The sequence below is a fragment of the Palleronia rufa genome (genome assembly GCF_000743715.1).
In the GTDB taxonomy this organism is placed as follows: Bacteria; Pseudomonadota; Alphaproteobacteria; order Rhodobacterales; family Rhodobacteraceae; genus Palleronia; species Palleronia rufa.
The window spans coordinates 50,063-66,873 of record NZ_JQEY01000003.1 but is presented as its reverse complement, the minus strand read 5'-3'; the positions used below and the strand labels follow the sequence as shown (position 1 = coordinate 66,873).

Sequence of the window (16,811 nt, the reverse complement as noted above, 5' to 3'; positions counted from 1 at the left end):
CGACCATGGCAGACCTGAAACTCACCGACGTGGCAAAGGCCTATGGCAGCGTGAAGGTGCTGGAGAACATCAACCTGGACATCAAGCAGGGCGAGCTGATCGTCTTTGTCGGACCGTCGGGCTGCGGCAAGTCCACGCTGCTGCGGATGATCGCGGGGCTGGAGAAGATCACCGGCGGCACGCTGGAGATCGACGGCCGGGTGGTCAACAACGTCCCGCCCAGCCAGCGCGGCATCGCCATGGTGTTCCAGTCCTACGCGCTCTACCCGCACATGACGGTGCGCGACAACATGGCCTTCGCGCTGAAGATCGCCAAGAAGAGCAAGGAAGAGATCGACGCCGCGGTGACCAAGGCGGCGAAGATCCTGCAACTCGACCCCTATCTCGACCGCTTGCCCAAGGCGCTGTCGGGCGGCCAGCGCCAGCGGGTCGCCATCGGCCGGGCCATCGTGCGCGACCCGAAGGTGTATCTCTTCGATGAGCCGCTGTCGAACCTGGATGCGGCGCTGCGGGTGGCGACCCGGATCGAGATCGCGCAGCTCAAGGAGAACATGCCCGAGAGCACCATGGTCTACGTCACCCACGACCAGGTCGAGGCAATGACGCTGGCCAGCCGGATCGTGGTTCTGGCGGGGGGCGGGATCAGCCAGGTCGGCACGCCGCTGCAGCTCTACGAGAAGCCGGAGAACGAGTTCGTGGCCCAGTTCATCGGCTCTCCGGCGATGAACCTGCTGCCCGGAGAGGTCGTCGAGACGGGCGAGCGCACGGTGGTCAGGATGGAGGGCGGCGGCACGGCGGTGTCCCATTACGCCACCACCGACGCCGACAAGGGGGCAAAGGTGAAGATCGGCGTGCGGCCCGAGGATTTCCGCGAGGCCGACGGCGGCGATTACATTTTCGAGGGCAAGGTGGACATCACCGAGGCGCTGGGCGAGGTCACGCTTTTGTATTTCGAGACCGGCGATGCGTCGATGGAGGATCTGGAGAAAGGCGACGCGGCGGTGATCGCCAAGCTTCAGGGCGTCCACCAGGACCTGCGCGGACGCGAGGTGAAGCTGGGCGCCGATCCCGACAAGGTCCACGTGTTCCACGAGGGGCGCTCGCTGCTCTATCGCTGAGAAACCCCGATCGGCCGTTCATCCGGCGTTAACCATGTCCGGGCAAAGGTCCGGCAATGCTGACGTGGTATGATCCGGGTCCCGAGTGGGACCGCATTTGCGGCGCCGCCCCGTTCGAGATGTCTGGGGCCTATGGCGCGGCGGCGGAGGCGCAGGGCGCGCGGGTCTGGCGCCTGGGGCTGGGCGATCCGGGCGATCCCGACGGGCTGGCGCAGATCGTCTCTCGTGGGGTGGGGCCGGTTCGGCTGGGGCTCCTGCCGCGGGGCGTGTTGTGGCGGCGGCCGCCCGGCGCGGAGGCGGCGGCGCGGCTGCAACGCGAACTTCCCGGGTTTTTCTGGCTGCTCCATGCCGGGCACGACGGGCGCATCGTGGCGCCCGGGCGCACCGTCGCGCGGCTGGATCTGGCCGGCGATCCCCGCGCCCGCATGGCCAAGTCCTGGCGCAACGCGCTGACCCGCGCCGGCAGGCAGGGCCTCTGCGTCTTCGTCGAGACGGGCTGCCCGGACTGGCTGATCCGGGCGGAGGCCGCGATCCGCCGCGCCCGCGGCGTCCGCGGGCTGCCCGGGGGGTGGGTCCGCAGCCTGGCGCGCGCGGCGCCCGGGTGTCTCGAAACGCTGGTCGCCTACCGCGACGGCGCGCCGCTGGGCGCCATGTGTTTCGCGCGGCACGGGGCGGGGGCCACATACCTTCTGGGGTGGAACGGGGCGCAGGGGCGGCGGCTGGGCGCGCATCAGCTCCTGCTCGACCGGGCCATGGCACGGCTTCGGGACCGGGGCGCCGATGCGCTCGACTTGGGGCTGATCGACCCCGAGCGATGCCCGGGGCTGACCCGGTTCAAGCTGGGCGCCGGGGGACGGCCGGTGGAGATCCCGGCGACGCGCCTGCTGGCCCCGCTGTGGCGACCGCGCCGGAGCCCGCCGCGCCTTGCGCGCATCGGGGCGGGGTAGAAACCGGATCCACGGTCGGCGCGGCGCGGCGGAACGGCCCGCGGTGTGTAGCCGGCGGATCGCGGGGGCGTGCGGCCTGTGCAGGATGGCGCGGCCGGGCGCGGTTTGGTGGCTGCGACTGCGGAACCGCGACGGGTTTCCGGCACCGTGCCCGCGACCGGTCCCCGCCACGTGGCAAGGGTCGCGGCAACGGCAACGGCGTCTGCCTGCGGTGCGCCCGGGATGCGGCGGGCCGTCGCGCCGGAGGCGGTCGATCCCGGGGGTTCAGCGGAGCGGGCCGGCCGGACCGCTGTCAGGCGGCCTTGTCGCCGCCAAGCGCCCGTTCCACGACATCGCGCGGAAGCGCTCCGATCTGGATGAAGAATCCGATCAGGTCGAAATGGTTGTAGGCCGACAGGATGAGGCCGTCGCGGACTTTCATCATCGTCTGCCCGGCCGCGGTCATCGGCTGTCCGGTCTGCGCCGAGACGCCGGTGAAGCGGACCAGAGCCGAGATCCAGTTGCCCTCGACCACCTCGTTGAGGATCTCCACCTTCAGATCGTCCACATGCATGTGGACCATGTCCACGAAGATCTCGAAATCCTCCGGACGCAGGGCCATGTCGGTCAGGAAACCGGCCGCTTCGGCATCCGGCGCGAAGAACGCCCGTCCCGCGGCGGCATCGCCCCGAACCCAGACCGTATCGAAGAAGGCGCGGACGATATCGCCAGAATCATGTGCCAAGGCCCATTGCTCCCAAGCTGCATCTGCATGGATAGACCCAAAGCGTGAACAAATTATGAATATGAAAGTGCAGGCTTCTGTTGCCAGGTGCCTGCGAACCCCGCCTTACGCTGCTAGGCGCAAGGACTTAGATTTCGATTCCTCGAACTGCTTACGCAGCCAGAGCAACCGGAGCACGATTGTTGTTGGCAATTGTACTTTTCTGCACCGATATCGGTGGTAGCTCACCGAGACAAAGCAACCCCTTTAGACGTCCGTCGATCCTGTTTCGGCCCCATGATCCCCCCCAACAACGGGATATTGGTGGAGCCGCCGGGTACCGCCCCCGGGTCCGATCCGCTTATGACGAGCGCGTTTATGTCCATAGTCTCCGAAGAGACACTGGGAATATGGGCCGGTTCGCCGGGAAATTCAAGCGTCCAGACGGGCAGGGGGCCGCGCCTTGCGCTGGACGCGGCGCGCCTCCGCCCTAGGCTGCGAGAGCGGCCGAGGTCATGGGAGGAGACGGTGATGAGAGCGCTGATTGTCGAGAAGGACGAGGACGGCAAGACCGATGCGCAGGTCCGCGACATCGACGAGGACCGCCTGCCCGACGGCGATGTCACCGTCGCGGTCGAATACTCGACGCTGAACTACAAGGACGGGCTGTGCATCGGTCCGGGCGGCGGGCTGGTCCGCAGCTATCCCCATGTGCCCGGCATCGATTTCGCCGGCACCGTCGCGGCGTCCGATCACGTGGATTACAGCCCCGGCGACAAGGTCGTGCTGACCGGCTGGCGGGTGGGTGAGGCGCATTGGGGCGGCTATGCGGAAAAGGCCCGCGTCAAGGGCGAATGGCTCGTGCCGCTGCCCGACGGGCTGAGCACGCGCCAGGCCATGGCAGTTGGCACGGCGGGATTCACCGCGATGCTGGCGGTGATGGCGCTGGAGGATCACGGGCTGACGCCCGATGCGCCGGAGCCGGTGCTGGTGACAGGTGCCTCCGGCGGGGTCGGGTCGGTGGCCGTGGCGATCCTGGCGCGGCTTGGCTACAAGGTCGCCGCGGTGACCGGGCGGCCCGAAAACGAGAGCTACCTCAGGGACCTGGGCGCCACCGAGATCGTCCCGCGCGAAGATCTGGCCGAAACCGTCAAGCGCCCCCTGGAAAGCGAGCGCTGGGCGGGCTGCATCGACGCGGTGGGCGGCGCGATGCTGGCGCGGGTCCTGGGGCAGCTTCGCTATGGCGGGTCGGCCGCGGCGGTGGGTCTGGCGGGCGGTTCGGACCTGCCGGCCAAGAACATCCCGTTCTTGCTGCGCGGCGTGAACCTTCTGGGCATCGACAGCGTGATGCAGCCCTACGACAACCGCCAGCGGGCCTGGCAGCGCATCGCCCGCGACCTGCCCATGGACAAGCTGGAGGCGATGGTCCAGCCGGCCGCGCTGGAGGACCTGCCCGGGCTGGGGGCCGATATCCTCAAGGGCCGGGTCAAGGGCCGCGTCTTGGTAAAGATCGCCTGACGCGCGGGGAGAAGACGCGCCCCGTGACGTATTCGGGACACGAAAGGTCGCATTGGTTTGCGATGTCGGATGGGCGCTGCTAACCTTTCGGTAGCGGTAACCAATGAAAAGACACGATCCACCCGACAGGAGGCATTCGCATGGCCGACACCACCAGCCCACCCGGCATTCCCGACCCGACCGGGTCGGTGAACCAGATCGACACCGACTACAGTATCGGCGACAACAACGTTCAGGGTAATTTCGGCCCGTTCGGGTTCGACATCCACAACCCCGTCTTTCTCATATCCGGCATCTCGATCGTGGCCTTCGTGTTCTACACGCTGGCCCTTCCCGATCAGGCCAACGCGGCCTTCACCGCGATGTTCAACTTCACCACCAAGTCGTTCGACTGGTTCTTCATCGGGGCGGCGGATATCTTCGTGATCTTCGCCATCGTTCTGATCTTCACCCCCTGGGGCGCCGTGCGCCTGGGCGGCAAGGACGCCGTGCCGGACTACACCTACTTGGGCTGGTTCGCGATGCTCTTCGCCGCGGGCATGGGCATCGGGCTGATGTTCTACGGCGTGTCGGAGCCGATCACGCATTTCTCCACCTCCATGGGCGGCACCACGGTGGAAAACGGCGTGCGGACCGACTGGGCACCGCTCGGCGGCGCCGCCGGGAACGAGCAGGAAGCGATCCGGCTCGGGATGGCGGCCACGATCTATCACTGGGGTCTGCACCCTTGGGCGATCTACGGCATCGTCGCGCTGGCGCTGGCGCTGTTCAGCTACAACAAGGGTCTGCCGCTGACCATCCGCTCGGCCTTCTATCCGATCCTGGGAGAGCGTGTCTGGGGCTGGTGGGGACATGTCATCGACATCATCGCGGTGTTCGCGACGCTCTTCGGGCTTGCGACCTCGCTCGGCTTCGGGGCGACCCAGGCCAACGCCGGGCTGAACGAACTCTTCGGCGTGCCGCTGGGCATCACGACCCAGGTGATCCTGATTTCGGCGATCACCGCGGTGGCGCTGGTGTCGGTTCTGCGGGGGCTGGACGGCGGCGTGAAGATCCTGTCGGAGATCAACATGGGGCTGGCGGCGCTGTTGTTCCTGTTCGTCCTCATCACCGGGCCGACCGTGTTCCTGCTCACCTTCTTCTGGGACAGCCTGGTTGCGTATTTCCAGTATCTGCCGGCGCTGGCCGCACCCTTCGGCCGAGAGGACGTGAACTACAGCCAGGGGTGGACGTCGTTCTACTGGGCGTGGTGGATCTCCTGGTCACCGTTCGTGGGCATGTTCATCGCCCGCGTCAGCCGGGGCCGGACGGTGCGCGAATTCATGATCTGCGTGCTTCTGATCCCGTCCATGGTCTGCGTCATGTGGATGGCGATCTTCGGCGGCGCGGCGATCAACCAGGTGGTGTCAGAAGGCTACACCGCCGCGCAGGACGCCGAGCTGCCGCTGCAACTGTTCAAGATGCTCGACCCGCTGCCGCTGGCGTCGATCACGTCCTTCATCGGCATCGTGCTGGTGATCGTGTTCTTCGTCACCTCGTCCGATTCCGGCAGCCTGGTGATCGACACGATCACGGCAGGCGGCAAGATCGATGCGCCGGTACCCCAACGGGTGTTCTGGTGCGTGTTCGAGGGGGCCGTCGCCATCGCGCTCCTGATCGGAGGCGGGCTGGCGGCGCTGCAATCCATGGTCATCTCGACCGGGTTGCTGTTCACCGTCGTGCTGCTGCTCATGTGCTTCGCCATCGTCCAGGGGTTGAGGACCGAGCCGCGCTGACCGCGATCCGACGCCGAGGCAGGATGCCGGGCCGATCCGTCGGTCCGGCATCTTCACGTGCGGGGCCAGCGACATCGCGCCGCCCGGATCGGGGCCTTCCCCCGCCGGTGCCGTGCCCTAGCTGTCGGCCATGAGCGAAACCGGTTCTCCGATCATCCTTTGGTTCCGCCGCGACCTGCGGCTGACCGACCATCCCGCGCTGGACGCCGCGGCCAAGAGCGGACGGCCGGTGATCCCGGTCTTCATCCACGACGAGGTGGTGGAGACCCACGGCGCCGCCCCGAAGTGGCGGCTGGGCCTGGGGGTCGCGCATTTCGCGGACCGGCTGGCGGGCATCGGCTCGCGTCTGGTCCTGCGGCGCGGCCGCGCCCGGGAGGTGCTGGAGGCGCTGGTCGAGGAAACCGGCGCGGGGGCCGTCTGGTGGACCCGCGCCTACGATCCCGACGCCATCGCGCGCGACCGGGCCGTCAAGTCGGCGCTGACGGAGAGGGGCATCGACGCGGGCTCTCACCCCGGGCACGTCCTGTTCGAGCCATGGACCGTCGAGACCAAGCAGGGCGGCTACTACAAGGTCTACACGCCGTTCTGGCGCGCGGTGAAGGAGCGCGACCAGTCCCCCGCGCTCACCGCGCCCGCCGATCTGGCGGCGCCGGAAAGCTGGCCCGGCAGCGACGACATCGCCGACTGGAAGATGGGCGCGGCCATGGACCGCGGCGCCGGGGTGGTGCGCCCCTGGCTCACCCTGGGCGAGGAAGCGGCGCAGCAGCGCCTGGCCACCTTCGTGCAGCACCGCATCGACCGCTACGACGCGCGGCGCGACTATCCGGGGGTCGATGGCACCAGCGGCCTCAGCGAGAACCTCACCTACGGCGAGATCAGCACCCGCGCCTGCTGGCACGCCGGCCAGCGCGCGCTCGATGAGGGCAAGGACGGCGCGGCGGCCTGGCTGCAGGAACTGGTCTGGCGCGACTTCGCCTACCATCTGGTCTATCACACGCCGCGCCTGGTGTCGGGCAACTGGCGCGAGGACTGGGACGCATTCCCCTGGAACGAGGACGAGCGCCTGGCCGAGGTCAAGGCCTGGAAGCAGGGGCGGACCGGCATCCGCTTTGTCGATGCCGCCATGCGCGAGCTCTACGTCACCGGCCGGATGCACAACCGCGCGCGGATGATCGTGGCCAACTACCTGACCAAGAACCTGATGTGCCACTGGAAGATCGGGCAGGCCTGGTTCGAGCATTGCCTGGTGGACTGGGATCCGGCCTCCAATGCGCTGGGCTGGCAATGGGCCAGTGGCTCTGGGCCGGATGCGGCGCCCTATTTCCGCATCTTCAACCCGGTCACGCAACTGGACAAGTTCGACAAGGACCGCGCCTATGTCACCCGCTTCCTGGCCGAACTGAGCGACGATCCCCCCGATCCCGCCTTGAGCTTCTACGACGCGATCCCGCGGCACTGGCCCATGTCCGCGACGGACACCTATCCCGACCAGCCCATCGTCGGCCCCAAGGAGGGGCGGAACCGCGCGTTGGAGGCCTACAACAACCGCGATTTCTAGGCGCGCGCGGTCTGCGGGGCAGGCGGGGCTGCACGGGGCAGGATGGGCGCGCCGTGCCCAAGGCGACGGATGGACCTCTGCGCGCGTGGGGGGTACCGGTTGACCCAAACCCGCGAGCATGGGGCGGCTCGGCCCGAAGGGGCCACCGCCTTGAGGGAGGGCACGTGAGATGACGATACCGCAGGCGCAGCGTTCGGATGGCTTCATCGCCCACATCCGCGGCGAACTCGGCGGGATCCGCGACAGCGGGCTCTACAAGTCGGAGCGGGTGATCTCTTCTCCGCAGGCGGGACGGATCGACGCCGAGCCGGGCGGGCGGGTGCTGAACTTCTGCGCCAACAACTATCTGGGCCTTGCCGATCACCCCGATCTGGTCGATGCGGCGAAGACCGCGCTCGACCGGTACGGCTACGGCATGGCGTCGGTCCGCTTCATCTGCGGCACGCAGGAAGAGCACAAGGCGCTGGAGCGGCGGCTTTCGGGGTTTCTCGGCACCGAGGACGCGATCCTCTATTCCTCTTGCTTCGACGCGAACACGGGGCTGTTCGAGACCCTGCTGGGGCCGCAGGACGCGATCATCTCGGACGCGCTCAACCACGCCTCGATCATCGACGGGGTGCGGCTGTGCAAGGCAGAGCGCCACCGCTACGCCAACAACGACATGGCCGACCTGGAGCGTTGCCTGCGCGCCGCGGCGGGGGCCCGGCACCGGCTGATCGCTACGGACGGCGTGTTCTCGATGGACGGGATCATCGCCAACCTGCCCGAAATCTGCGATCTGGCCGACCGCCACGACGCCATCGTGATGGTCGACGACAGCCACGCGGTGGGCCTGCTGGGCGAGGGCGGGCGCGGATCGCCGGCGCTGTGCGGCGTCGCCGACCGGGTGGATATCCTGACCGGCACGCTGGGCAAGGCGCTGGGCGGCGCGTCGGGCGGCTACACCGCCGCCCGCGCCGAGGTGATCGAGTTGCTGCGGCAACGCTCTCGCCCTTATCTGTTCTCGAACACGCTGGCGCCGGTGATCGCCCAGACCACGCTGACGGCGCTCGACATGATCGAGCGCGGCCAGGACCTGCGCGAGCGGTTGTCCGAAAACGCCCGGCTCTTTCGCAAGGAGATGACCGCGCTCGGCTTCACCCTGACCGGGGCGGGGCATCCGATCGTCCCGGTGCTGCTCGGCGATGCCGGTCTGGCAGAGCGCTTCGCGGGCCGGATGCTGGAGCGCGGCGTCTATGTCGTCGCGTTCTCCTTTCCGGTGGTGCCCGAGGGCCAGGCGCGCATCCGCACGCAGCTGTCGGCGGCGCACGGGCGCGACGATGTCATGGCGGCGGTGGCGGCCTTTGCCGAGACCGGGCGCGAGCTGGGGGCGATCCGGTGACGAACGGCATGAGGGCGCTGGTGAAATCCCGGGCGGAGCCGGGCCTGTGGATGGAGCGGGTTCCCGTCCCCGAACCGGGGCCGACGGACGTGTTGATCCGCGTCGTCAAGAGCGCCATCTGCGGCACCGACCTGCATATCTGGAACTGGGACGACTGGGCGCGCGCGACGGTGCCGGTGCCGATGGTGGTCGGGCACGAGTTCTGCGGCCGCATCGCCGAGATCGGGCCCGCGGTGACGCGGTTTCGCGTCGGGCAGCGCGTGTCGGGAGAGGGGCACATCGTCTGCGGCGCCTGCCGCAACTGCCGCGCGGGGCGCGGGCACCTGTGCCGCAACACCCGCGGCGTGGGCGTGCACCGGCCGGGGTCCTTCGCCGAATACCTCTGCATCCCCGAAGACAACGTCGTTGCGATCCCCGACGACATTCCCGACGAGATCGCGGCGATCTTCGACCCGTTCGGCAATGCCGTGCACACCGCGCTGAGTTTCGACTGCGTGGGTGAGGACGTTCTGGTCACCGGCGCCGGTCCGATCGGGATCATGGGTGCGCTGGTGGCCCGGCGGGCGGGCGCGCGCAAGGTGGTGATCACCGACATCAGCCGCTACCGGCTGGACCTTGCCCGCCGGCTGGGCGTGGAAACGGTGGTCGATGCGTCGGCCCGCGATCTGGCGGACGTGATGCGCGACATCGGCATGACGGAGGGGTTCGACATCGGGCTGGAGATGTCCGGGGCCGCCCCGGCGTTCCGCGACATGATCGACAAGATGAACAACGGCGGCAAGGTGGCGATCCTGGGCATCGCGCCCGCGGCGTTCGAGATCGACTGGAACAACGTGATCTTCAAGATGCTGACGCTCAAGGGCATCTACGGGCGCGAGATGTTCGAGACCTGGTACAAGATGATCGCCTTCGTGCAATCGGGGCTGGACCTTGCGCCGCTGATCACCCACCGGATCGGGATCGAGGAATTCGCCGACGGATTTGCCGCGATGCGATCGGGCCGGTCCGGCAAGGTCGTGATGGATTGGGGATAGGCGATCACGGTGCGACTCCAGCGCCCGGTCCGGACCCGCAGGGCCCAGCCCCTTACGCTAAGTGTTGACGATTCCAGCCGCCGCCCGCCGCTGATGCTCATGCGCCAGGATTCCCATGATCCAATCGTCGTGCCAGACACCATCAATGAGCGCTGCGTCCCGCTCCGTTCCTTCGTGGTGGAAGCCGCAGGCAAGGTAGCAGCGGATGGCCCGGGTGTTGAACGCGAGAACCCGCAGATCGACGCGATGCAGACCCATCGGTCCGAAAGCGTGGTCGAGACAGAGGGTGATCGCTCGACGTCCGACGCCGCGCCCAAGCATCGCTTCCGAGAACAATCCTATGGCGAGGCGCGCCTTCCGATCAGCCTTGCTCAAAGAGTGGAGTCTGACGTGGCCGACAGGCTCGCCGTCGACGTCTATCATTGCCCCATAAGACTGACCCATGATCCACGCGAGCCATTCGGACGACCGCGCCATCGTCGGTTTCGGCAGAGCGCCGGCACCTGCGCCATACATGCGGGCGATGGAGGCCTGCGGAGGGTAGCGGTAGTGGACTTCGGCGTCCGACGTCTCGGGCGGCCGGAGGTGGACATCCATCGGCGCTTCCCTTCGAAGATGTGACCTGAAAACCTCCCCGAAGATAAGTTCGGGATCTGGATCACGCACGCGCACGAGCGCCGCCGGAGGCCGGCGGCGCTTATCAACATTTACGGTGAGGGGCTGGCCCGCAGGGTGGCCCCATCGACCTGCGGGCGGCGCGACGGAACCCGCCATGTCCATTCCGACAATCACGGGTGCGACCGTCTTTGTGCCTGTCGCGGCCGCAGGACCTTGTGACCGCCGTGCCACGCCGCTCTGCACAGGGCGACGGGCGTCGGCGCGGGGTCATGGATGATGCATCCACCCGACATGCGGTCGACAGCGCCCCCGGACCGGCCGTATAGCCATCGACCAGGGGCGCTCCGACGGGGTCAGGACGCGCGGGGCCGCGCGAACCCTCCAAATCTGATCCCGTCAACGCCGCAGAGAGATGATTCATGTTCATCGGCGCGCAGATGTCTCTCTACCCCATGACGTCGTCATTCGCCGATGTCACGATGGCCGGGCTGGATGCCCTGTCGTTCCGCCGGGACAGGTTTGGATCGCGGGGAACGTCCATAGTGACGGTCGGCGCCCGGGATCCCCTCATCGATGCGATCCGCGACACCTTCGCGGCCGTGGCGCGGCGGCCCCCAGCACGCGATCCTGCATGGCACCCTCTCGCGCGGCTGTTCCGGGGGGCTGCACGACCCCGCCTGCTGAGCCGTAGAAGGCGCGGACCCGCGCCCCGGCCGGCGGCGGCGCAAGAGGCGTTGGGCGCGGCATCGACCTTGGAGGCCGGGGTCGACAACCGGTTCTCGCCTTCGGTCCTGGCTCGGGGCCGGCGGATGATCGAGATCTGTGGCTGCATCGCGGTCCGAAACGGTCCGGCACGTTGCCGGGATCCGGATGTCGGCGACTGGTTCGATCAGAGCTGGCGGGAGTTGGCGTCGTGGCATCGGTGGCGGACCCGGTCGCATGGCGGCGACAGGCCAGGCACGGTGCCACGTCCGGCGCCGCGACGATGTGGCACAACGGCGGAGGCCGGGGCTTGCCGGGGGCCATCTTGCGACACGGACCGGCCTTCACGCCGCGGCAAGTTGCCGACATCCGCCGAGAAGGGTCCGGAGCGATCCGGCGCCATCGCGCGCCGCGTTCCTGGCGCGGTTGTTCCGTCGGGCCGCTCTGTTGCGTCAGCCGTCCGTCCTGCGCGCATGGTTGCGCGCCGACAGGGTCTCGATCGCCACGGCCAGGTGGGCATCCTCTATGTTGTCGTCCCCGGCCGCCTGGCGCACCCGGAACGCCTCGACCAGCACATCCGCATGGCTGGCACCGGCAGGCGGCACGAAGCGGTAGGAGGCCAGTTCGATCAGCAGCCCCAGCGGGTCCTTGAAGTAGATCGAGTTCATGAACCCGCGGTCCTTCTCCCCGGAATGGGGAATGCCGCGCGCGTCCAGGCGCGCCGCAAGCTGGCTGAACGTCGACTGGCTGACGGCAAAGGCGATATGGTGCACGCAACCCACCTCTCTCGGGGTGCCGGTGGGGTCGACGGCGCGCTGCTCGTCGGTGAAGACCGTGATGAGCCGTCCGTCGCCGGGATCGAAATACAGGTGGTTTTCGTCGGGATTGTCCAGGTTGGGCTGCTCGAACAGGAATGGCATTCCCAGAACGCCCTCCCAGAAGTCGATGGAGGACTGGCGGTCGGCGCCCATCAGGGTGATGTGGTGAAGGCCTTGGGACTGGAGTCTCTGCACTGTGGTCTCGTCGGTATGGGGAAGGACGGATGATGGCGCACCATGCGCCCGCGGCAGGCATCGTGCGCATCTTGGCGCGATTGTCACGCGAAATCGCCGGCCGTTGGCATCCCGTGCCGAGCGGCCGCGGTCCGGCGCATAGCGCGTGGAAGGCCGGTGCCGGGGCCCGTGGCGGCCGGCGGGATACCGCGTCTGCGTCCCGGGCGCATCCGGGTGGGGGACCTTGCACCAGCGGCGTGGATGCGCGAATATCGGCAATGAGACGGATGGTCTTTCCGTCGCGGTCCAGAACGGGCCGTGTATGCCCTTGAAAAACAAGCCCTGAATGCCGTTCTCCGGCAACATTGCCGAAAGCTTCGTGCCGAAGACCTACAATTTTCCGGAACTTTTACAGATCTGGAACGTGTCTAATCGCAATCCGCAACCTGAAGGCAGCAGTGCATGAGTTACAGATCCCTTCTTTCAACCGTAGCCGTGATCGGCCTGTTTCCCCTGTCCGTTTCCGCGGGCGGCCTCGTCGCGATGACGCCGACGCAATGCGAACAGACCGACAGCCGCAGTTTCGCGCTCTGCTGCGCGTCTGAGAACCGGAATGAACTGCTGACGCCCAGGCAGATCGAGCAGTGCCCTGAGCTGAACCAGACCCAGCTCCAGCAGGTTCTGCGAACGCCGAACATTGCCGTGGTCGATCGGGACGGCATTCCCATCACTGGCGTGGTCGAAACCGGTGAGGAAGACAACGATAACTTCACCAGACCCGGCAACGGCGGAACCGCCAACCCCCCGACCGGCGGCCAAACTCCAGCGCAGGGCGGCGGCGGCAACGGCGGCGGCGGCGGTAGCAACGGCGGCGGCGGCAGCAATGGCGGCGGCGGCGGCGAGAACGGCAGTGGCGGCAGCAACGGCGGCGGCGGCAGCAATGGCGGCGGCGGCAGTAACGGCGGCGGCGGCGAGAACGGCGGCGGCGGTAGCAACGGCGGCGGCGGCAGCAACGGTGGCGGCGGCGAGAACGGCGGCGGCGGCAGCAATGGCGGCGGCGAGAACGGCGGCGGCGGCAGCAATGGCGGCGGCGGCAGCAACGGTGGCGGCGGCAGCAATGGCGGCGGCGGCAGTAACGGCGGCGGCGGCGAGAACGGCGGCGGCGGTAGCAACGGCGGCGGCGGTAGCAATGGCGGCGGCGGCAGCACTGGCGGCGGCGGCAGCACTGGCGGCGGCGGCGAGAACGGCGGCGGCGGCGAGAACGGTGGCGGCGGCAGCAACGGCGGCGGCGGCGAGAACGGCGGTGGCGGTAGCAATGGCGGCGGCGGTAGCAACGGCGGCGGCGGCGAGAACGGCGGCGGCGGTAGCAACGGTGGCGGCGGTAGCAACGGCGGCGGCGGCGAGAACGGCGGCGGCGGCAGCAATGGCGGCGACGGCGATCATGCGTCCGGCGGTGGCGACGGCGGATCGTCCGGCGGCGACAAAGGCTCCGGCGGCGGAGACGGCGGTGACAAGGGCTCCGGCGGCGACGGCGACCATGCGTCCGGCGGTGGCGACGGCGGATCGTCCGGCGGCGACAAGGGCTCCGGCGGCGGAGATGGCGGCGACAAGGGCTCCGGCGGCGGAGATGGCGGTGACAAGGGCTCCGGCGGCGACGGCGATCATGCGTCCGGCGGTGGCGACGGCGGATCGTCCGGCGGCGACAAGGGCTCCGCTGGGGGCGGCGGCGGGGATAGCAAGCACTGACACCTGGCGCCCGGTCGAAAGAGAACGCCGCCCCATCCGGGGCGGCGTTTTCATGTCGCCCCATACCGCATCGCGGATCTAGATGTTGTCCACCTGCGGCATCCCCAACACGTGGTAGCCGCCATCGACATGGATGATCTCACCGGTGGTGGAGGCCCCGCCGTCGGAGGCCAGGTACACGGCTGTCGCCCCGATCGCGTCGAGCGTTGCGTTGGCGCGCATCGGGGCGTTCTGCTCTGCATGTTTGAACGTCTTGCGCGCGCCGCCGATGGCCGCGCCCGCCAGGGTCTTCATCGGGCCAGGGGAAATCGCGTTCACGCGCACCCCCTGCGGCCCAAGGTCGTTCGCCAGATAGCGGGTCGCCGATTCGAGCGCCGCCTTGGCCACGCCCATGACATTGTAGAACGGCGTGACCTTGTTCGACCCCTGGTAGGTCAGGGTCAGGACCGTTCCCCCGTCGGGCATCATGTCGGTGGCGCGGCGGGCGACATCGATCAGCGAATAGCATGAGATTGTCAGCGACGACTGGAAATTGGCGCGGCTGGTGTTGACGAACCGGCCCGTCAATTCGTCCTTGTCGGAAAAGGCGATGGCATGGACGACGAAATCCATGGTGTCCCACCGGGTCTTCAGCTCGGCGAAGGCGGCGTCCATGGAGGCGTCGTCGGACACGTCGGCCTGCAGCAGGATGTCGGATCCCGCGCGCTCGGCCAGCGGGCCGACCCGCTTGAGCAACTGGTCGCCCTGGTAGGTGAACGCCAGCTCTGCGCCGGCGTCGCGCATCGCCCGGGCGATTCCCCAGGCGATCGACCGTTCGTTTGCCACACCCATGATGAGGCCGCGTTTGCCGTCCATCAATCCCATCGGATCATGCCCTCCATCTGGACAGGAGCATCGACCCGTTCGTTCCGCCGAATCCGAAGGAATTGGTCATCACCGTGTCCAGCCCCGCCCCCTCCACCAGCCTCGTCGCGATCTCTCCGTCGCGGATCGCCGGGTCCAGCGTTTCGACGTTGATCGAGGGCGCGATGAAGTCGTGTTCGAGCATCAGCAGGCAGTAGACCGCCTCCTGCGCACCGGTCGCGCCCTGGGAATGGCCGGTCATCGACTTGGTCGAGCTGATCGGGGGCGTTGTGCCCTCTCCGAAAACGCGGCGGACGGCCTCGACCTCTCCGACGTCGCCCACCGGGGTCGAGGTTCCGTGGGCATTGATATAGCCCACGCGGCCCGGATCGACGTTTCCCAGCGCGATGCGCATCGCGCGTTCGCCGCCCTCTCCCGAGGGCGCCACCATGTCGTGCCCATCGCTGGTGGCGCCGAAGCCGGTGACCTCGGCGTAGATCTTCGCGCCGCGGGCCTGGGCGTGCTCCAGGCTCTCCAGCACCACCATGCCGCCGCCGCCGGCGATCACGAACCCGTCGCGGTCCTTGTCGAAGGCGCGGGAGGCGCGTTCGGGCGTGTCGTTGAACTTCGAGGACATCGCCCCCATCGCGTCGAAGAGGCAGGACAGCGTCCAGTCGAGCTCTTCCCCGCCGCCCGCGAACATCACGTCCTGGACGCCCAGCTGGATCTGCTGCGCGGCCATGCCGATGCAATGCAGCGAGGTCGAGCAGGCCGAGGTGATGGAGAAGTTCATCCCCTTGATCCTGAACGCGGTCGAGAGGTTCGCGCTGACCGTAGAGGACATCGCCTTGGGCACGGCGAAGGGGCCGATGCGCTTCGGGCTGCCCTTTTCGTCGACGATGCGGTGCGCGTCGTAGAGCGCCGATGTGGACGGCCCGCCGGACCCCGCGATCAGGCCGGTGGCGGGGTTCGACACGACCTCTTCGGGCAGGCCCGCGTCGGCGATGGCCTGACGCATGGCGATATGGGCATAGGCGGCGCCTTCGCCCATGAAGCGCAGGGTGCGCTTGTCCACATGCTCGGCCACGTCGATCTTGAGCGTGCCGGCGATCCGGCTGCGAAACCCGCGCTCGGCCATTTCCGGCGAGGACTCGATCCCCGACCGCCCCGCCTTCAGGGACTGGACCACCTCCTGGGCGGAATTGCCGATCGGCGAGACGATGCCCAGACCGGTGACGACGACACGACGCATCGCGCTACTCCTCATGTTCGGTGGCCATCGCGGCGCGGGGCCCTTCCCTTTTCGCCGGTCTCAGCTTTCCGAGAGCGCGACCTTCATGTCCCTGACGTGATAGATGAGTTCGCCGTCGGCGTGAACGGTCCCGTCGGCGACACCCATGGTCAACCGCCGCGACTGGATGGCTTTGGTGAAATTCACGTTATAGGTCAGCATCTTGCGGTCAGGCCGGACCATGCCGGTCAGTTTGATTTCTCCGGTGCCCAGCGCATAGCCGCGCCCCGTCCAACCCCGCCAGCCCAGGTTGAAGCCGGTCAATTGCCACAGCCCGTCAAGCCCCAGGCAGCCCGGCATGATCGGGTTGCCGGGAAAGTGGCACTCGAAGAACCACAGGTCCGGCGAGATGTCGAACTCCGCCACCACGTGACCCTTGCCGTTGGGACCGGAATCGGCCGAAATCTCGGTGATGCGGTCCATCATCAGCATGGGCGGCAGCGGCAGCTGCGCGTTGCCGGGGCCGAAGAGGTCGCCGCGCGCGCAAGCGATCAGGTCGTCCTTGCCGAACGACGTGGGATAGTCTGGCATGCGGGCCTCCCTGCCACGTTTGCCAGACCGGCTGTATCACCCCGTCTTGAAAAC

At 68.1% G+C, this 16,811-nt stretch carries 14 protein-coding genes and 1 other RNA gene; 8 read left to right on the top strand and 7 right to left on the bottom strand.

The window, feature by feature from the left end:
• Window positions 1–5 precede the first annotated feature (5 nt).
• Complete coding sequence (locus tag KW83_RS06120; protein ID WP_036176218.1) at window positions 6–1,118, top strand: ABC transporter ATP-binding protein; 1,113 nt, start codon at window positions 6–8, stop codon at window positions 1,116–1,118.
• A gap of 56 nt (window positions 1,119–1,174) precedes the next feature.
• Window positions 1,175–2,065 (top strand): GNAT family N-acetyltransferase, encoded by an 891-nt coding sequence (locus tag KW83_RS19035; protein ID WP_051928319.1) that lies wholly within the window; start codon window positions 1,175–1,177, stop codon window positions 2,063–2,065.
• A 292-nt stretch (window positions 2,066–2,357) separates the two neighbouring features.
• Here the strand turns inward: KW83_RS19035 and KW83_RS06110 are convergent, their stop codons facing one another.
• Together KW83_RS06110 and ssrA are read right to left on the bottom strand one after the other, a co-directional pair.
• A complete protein-coding gene (locus tag KW83_RS06110; RefSeq protein WP_036176216.1) occupies window positions 2,358–2,789 on the bottom strand; it encodes an ester cyclase in 432 nt (143 codons plus the stop codon).
• Window positions 2,790–2,855: 66 nt separating this feature from the next.
• Window positions 2,856–3,208: a transfer-messenger RNA gene (gene ssrA, locus KW83_RS19690) on the bottom strand.
• 88 nt (window positions 3,209–3,296) lie between these two features.
• Here ssrA and KW83_RS06105 point away from each other — a divergent pair.
• The 5 genes from KW83_RS06105 to tdh all read left to right on the top strand — a co-directional run bounded on the left by KW83_RS06105 (window position 3,297) and on the right by tdh (window position 10,034).
• A complete protein-coding gene (locus tag KW83_RS06105; protein ID WP_081904483.1) occupies window positions 3,297–4,286 on the top strand; it encodes an MDR family oxidoreductase in 990 nt (329 codons plus the stop codon).
• 140 nt (window positions 4,287–4,426) lie between these two features.
• Window positions 4,427–6,061, top strand: a complete 1,635-nt coding sequence (locus KW83_RS06100; protein WP_036176210.1) for a BCCT family transporter — start codon at window positions 4,427–4,429, stop codon at window positions 6,059–6,061.
• Between the two features lie 130 nt (window positions 6,062–6,191).
• Complete coding sequence (locus KW83_RS06095) at window positions 6,192–7,619, top strand: cryptochrome/photolyase family protein (protein ID WP_036176207.1); 1,428 nt, start codon at window positions 6,192–6,194, stop codon at window positions 7,617–7,619.
• Window positions 7,620–7,788: 169 nt separating this feature from the next.
• Complete coding sequence (locus KW83_RS06090; RefSeq protein WP_036176204.1) at window positions 7,789–9,000, top strand: glycine C-acetyltransferase; 1,212 nt, start codon at window positions 7,789–7,791, stop codon at window positions 8,998–9,000.
• 8 nt (window positions 9,001–9,008) lie between these two features.
• The gene (tdh, locus tag KW83_RS06085; RefSeq protein WP_200879661.1) at window positions 9,009–10,034 is read left to right on the top strand and encodes an L-threonine 3-dehydrogenase; all 1,026 of its coding nucleotides are present in this window, start codon (window positions 9,009–9,011) and stop codon (window positions 10,032–10,034) included.
• 57 nt (window positions 10,035–10,091) lie between these two features.
• On the opposite strand, the gene KW83_RS06080 is transcribed toward tdh, so the two are convergent.
• Together KW83_RS06080 and KW83_RS06075 are read right to left on the bottom strand one after the other, a co-directional pair.
• Complete coding sequence (locus KW83_RS06080; protein WP_051928318.1) at window positions 10,092–10,631, bottom strand: GNAT family N-acetyltransferase; 540 nt, start codon at window positions 10,629–10,631, stop codon at window positions 10,092–10,094.
• 1,175 nt (window positions 10,632–11,806) lie between these two features.
• Window positions 11,807–12,367 (bottom strand): VOC family protein, encoded by a 561-nt coding sequence (locus KW83_RS06075; protein WP_036176198.1) that lies wholly within the window; start codon window positions 12,365–12,367, stop codon window positions 11,807–11,809.
• A 441-nt stretch (window positions 12,368–12,808) separates the two neighbouring features.
• On the opposite strand from KW83_RS06075, the gene KW83_RS20905 reads away from it, so the two are divergent.
• The gene (locus tag KW83_RS20905) at window positions 12,809–14,092 is read left to right on the top strand and encodes a hypothetical protein (protein ID WP_161785459.1); all 1,284 of its coding nucleotides are present in this window, start codon (window positions 12,809–12,811) and stop codon (window positions 14,090–14,092) included.
• A gap of 78 nt (window positions 14,093–14,170) precedes the next feature.
• Here the strand turns inward: KW83_RS20905 and KW83_RS06065 are convergent, their stop codons facing one another.
• The 3 genes from KW83_RS06065 to fabA are packed head-to-tail and all read right to left on the bottom strand — an operon-like array spanning window position 14,171 to window position 16,757.
• Window positions 14,171–14,956 carry an enoyl-ACP reductase FabI gene (locus KW83_RS06065; protein ID WP_036176195.1) on the bottom strand — a complete coding sequence of 262 codons (786 nt, stop codon included), beginning with the start codon at window positions 14,954–14,956 and terminating at the stop codon, window positions 14,171–14,173.
• Window positions 14,957–14,960: 4 nt separating this feature from the next.
• Window positions 14,961–16,187: a beta-ketoacyl-ACP synthase I gene (gene fabB / locus KW83_RS06060; RefSeq protein ID WP_036176192.1), complete on the bottom strand. Its 1,227-nt coding sequence runs from the start codon at window positions 16,185–16,187 to the stop codon at window positions 14,961–14,963.
• A 60-nt stretch (window positions 16,188–16,247) separates the two neighbouring features.
• Window positions 16,248–16,757, bottom strand: a complete 510-nt coding sequence (gene fabA, locus KW83_RS06055; RefSeq protein WP_036176189.1) for a bifunctional 3-hydroxydecanoyl-ACP dehydratase/trans-2-decenoyl-ACP isomerase — start codon at window positions 16,755–16,757, stop codon at window positions 16,248–16,250.
• Window positions 16,758–16,811 lie beyond the last annotated feature (54 nt).

Bases quoted from the DNA above. Each gene is read 5' to 3' on its own strand.
- KW83_RS06120 (WP_036176218.1), top strand. From the start codon at position 6: ATGGCAGACCTGAAACTCACCGACGTGGCAAAGGCCTATGGCAGCGTG.
- KW83_RS19035 (WP_051928319.1), top strand. From the start codon at position 1,175: ATGCTGACGTGGTATGATCCGGGTCCCGAGTGGGACCGCATTTGCGGC.
- KW83_RS06100 (WP_036176210.1), top strand. From the start codon at position 4,427: ATGGCCGACACCACCAGCCCACCCGGCATTCCCGACCCGACCGGGTCG.
- KW83_RS06095 (WP_036176207.1), top strand. From the start codon at position 6,192: ATGAGCGAAACCGGTTCTCCGATCATCCTTTGGTTCCGCCGCGACCTG.
- KW83_RS06090 (WP_036176204.1), top strand. From the start codon at position 7,789: ATGACGATACCGCAGGCGCAGCGTTCGGATGGCTTCATCGCCCACATC.
- tdh (WP_200879661.1), top strand. From the start codon at position 9,009: ATGAGGGCGCTGGTGAAATCCCGGGCGGAGCCGGGCCTGTGGATGGAG.
- KW83_RS06080 (WP_051928318.1), bottom strand. From the start codon at position 10,631: ATGGATGTCCACCTCCGGCCGCCCGAGACGTCGGACGCCGAAGTCCAC.
- KW83_RS20905 (WP_161785459.1), top strand. From the start codon at position 12,809: ATGAGTTACAGATCCCTTCTTTCAACCGTAGCCGTGATCGGCCTGTTT.
- KW83_RS06065 (WP_036176195.1), bottom strand. From the start codon at position 14,956: ATGGGATTGATGGACGGCAAACGCGGCCTCATCATGGGTGTGGCAAAC.
- fabB (WP_036176192.1), bottom strand. From the start codon at position 16,187: ATGCGTCGTGTCGTCGTCACCGGTCTGGGCATCGTCTCGCCGATCGGC.
- fabA (WP_036176189.1), bottom strand. From the start codon at position 16,757: ATGCCAGACTATCCCACGTCGTTCGGCAAGGACGACCTGATCGCTTGC.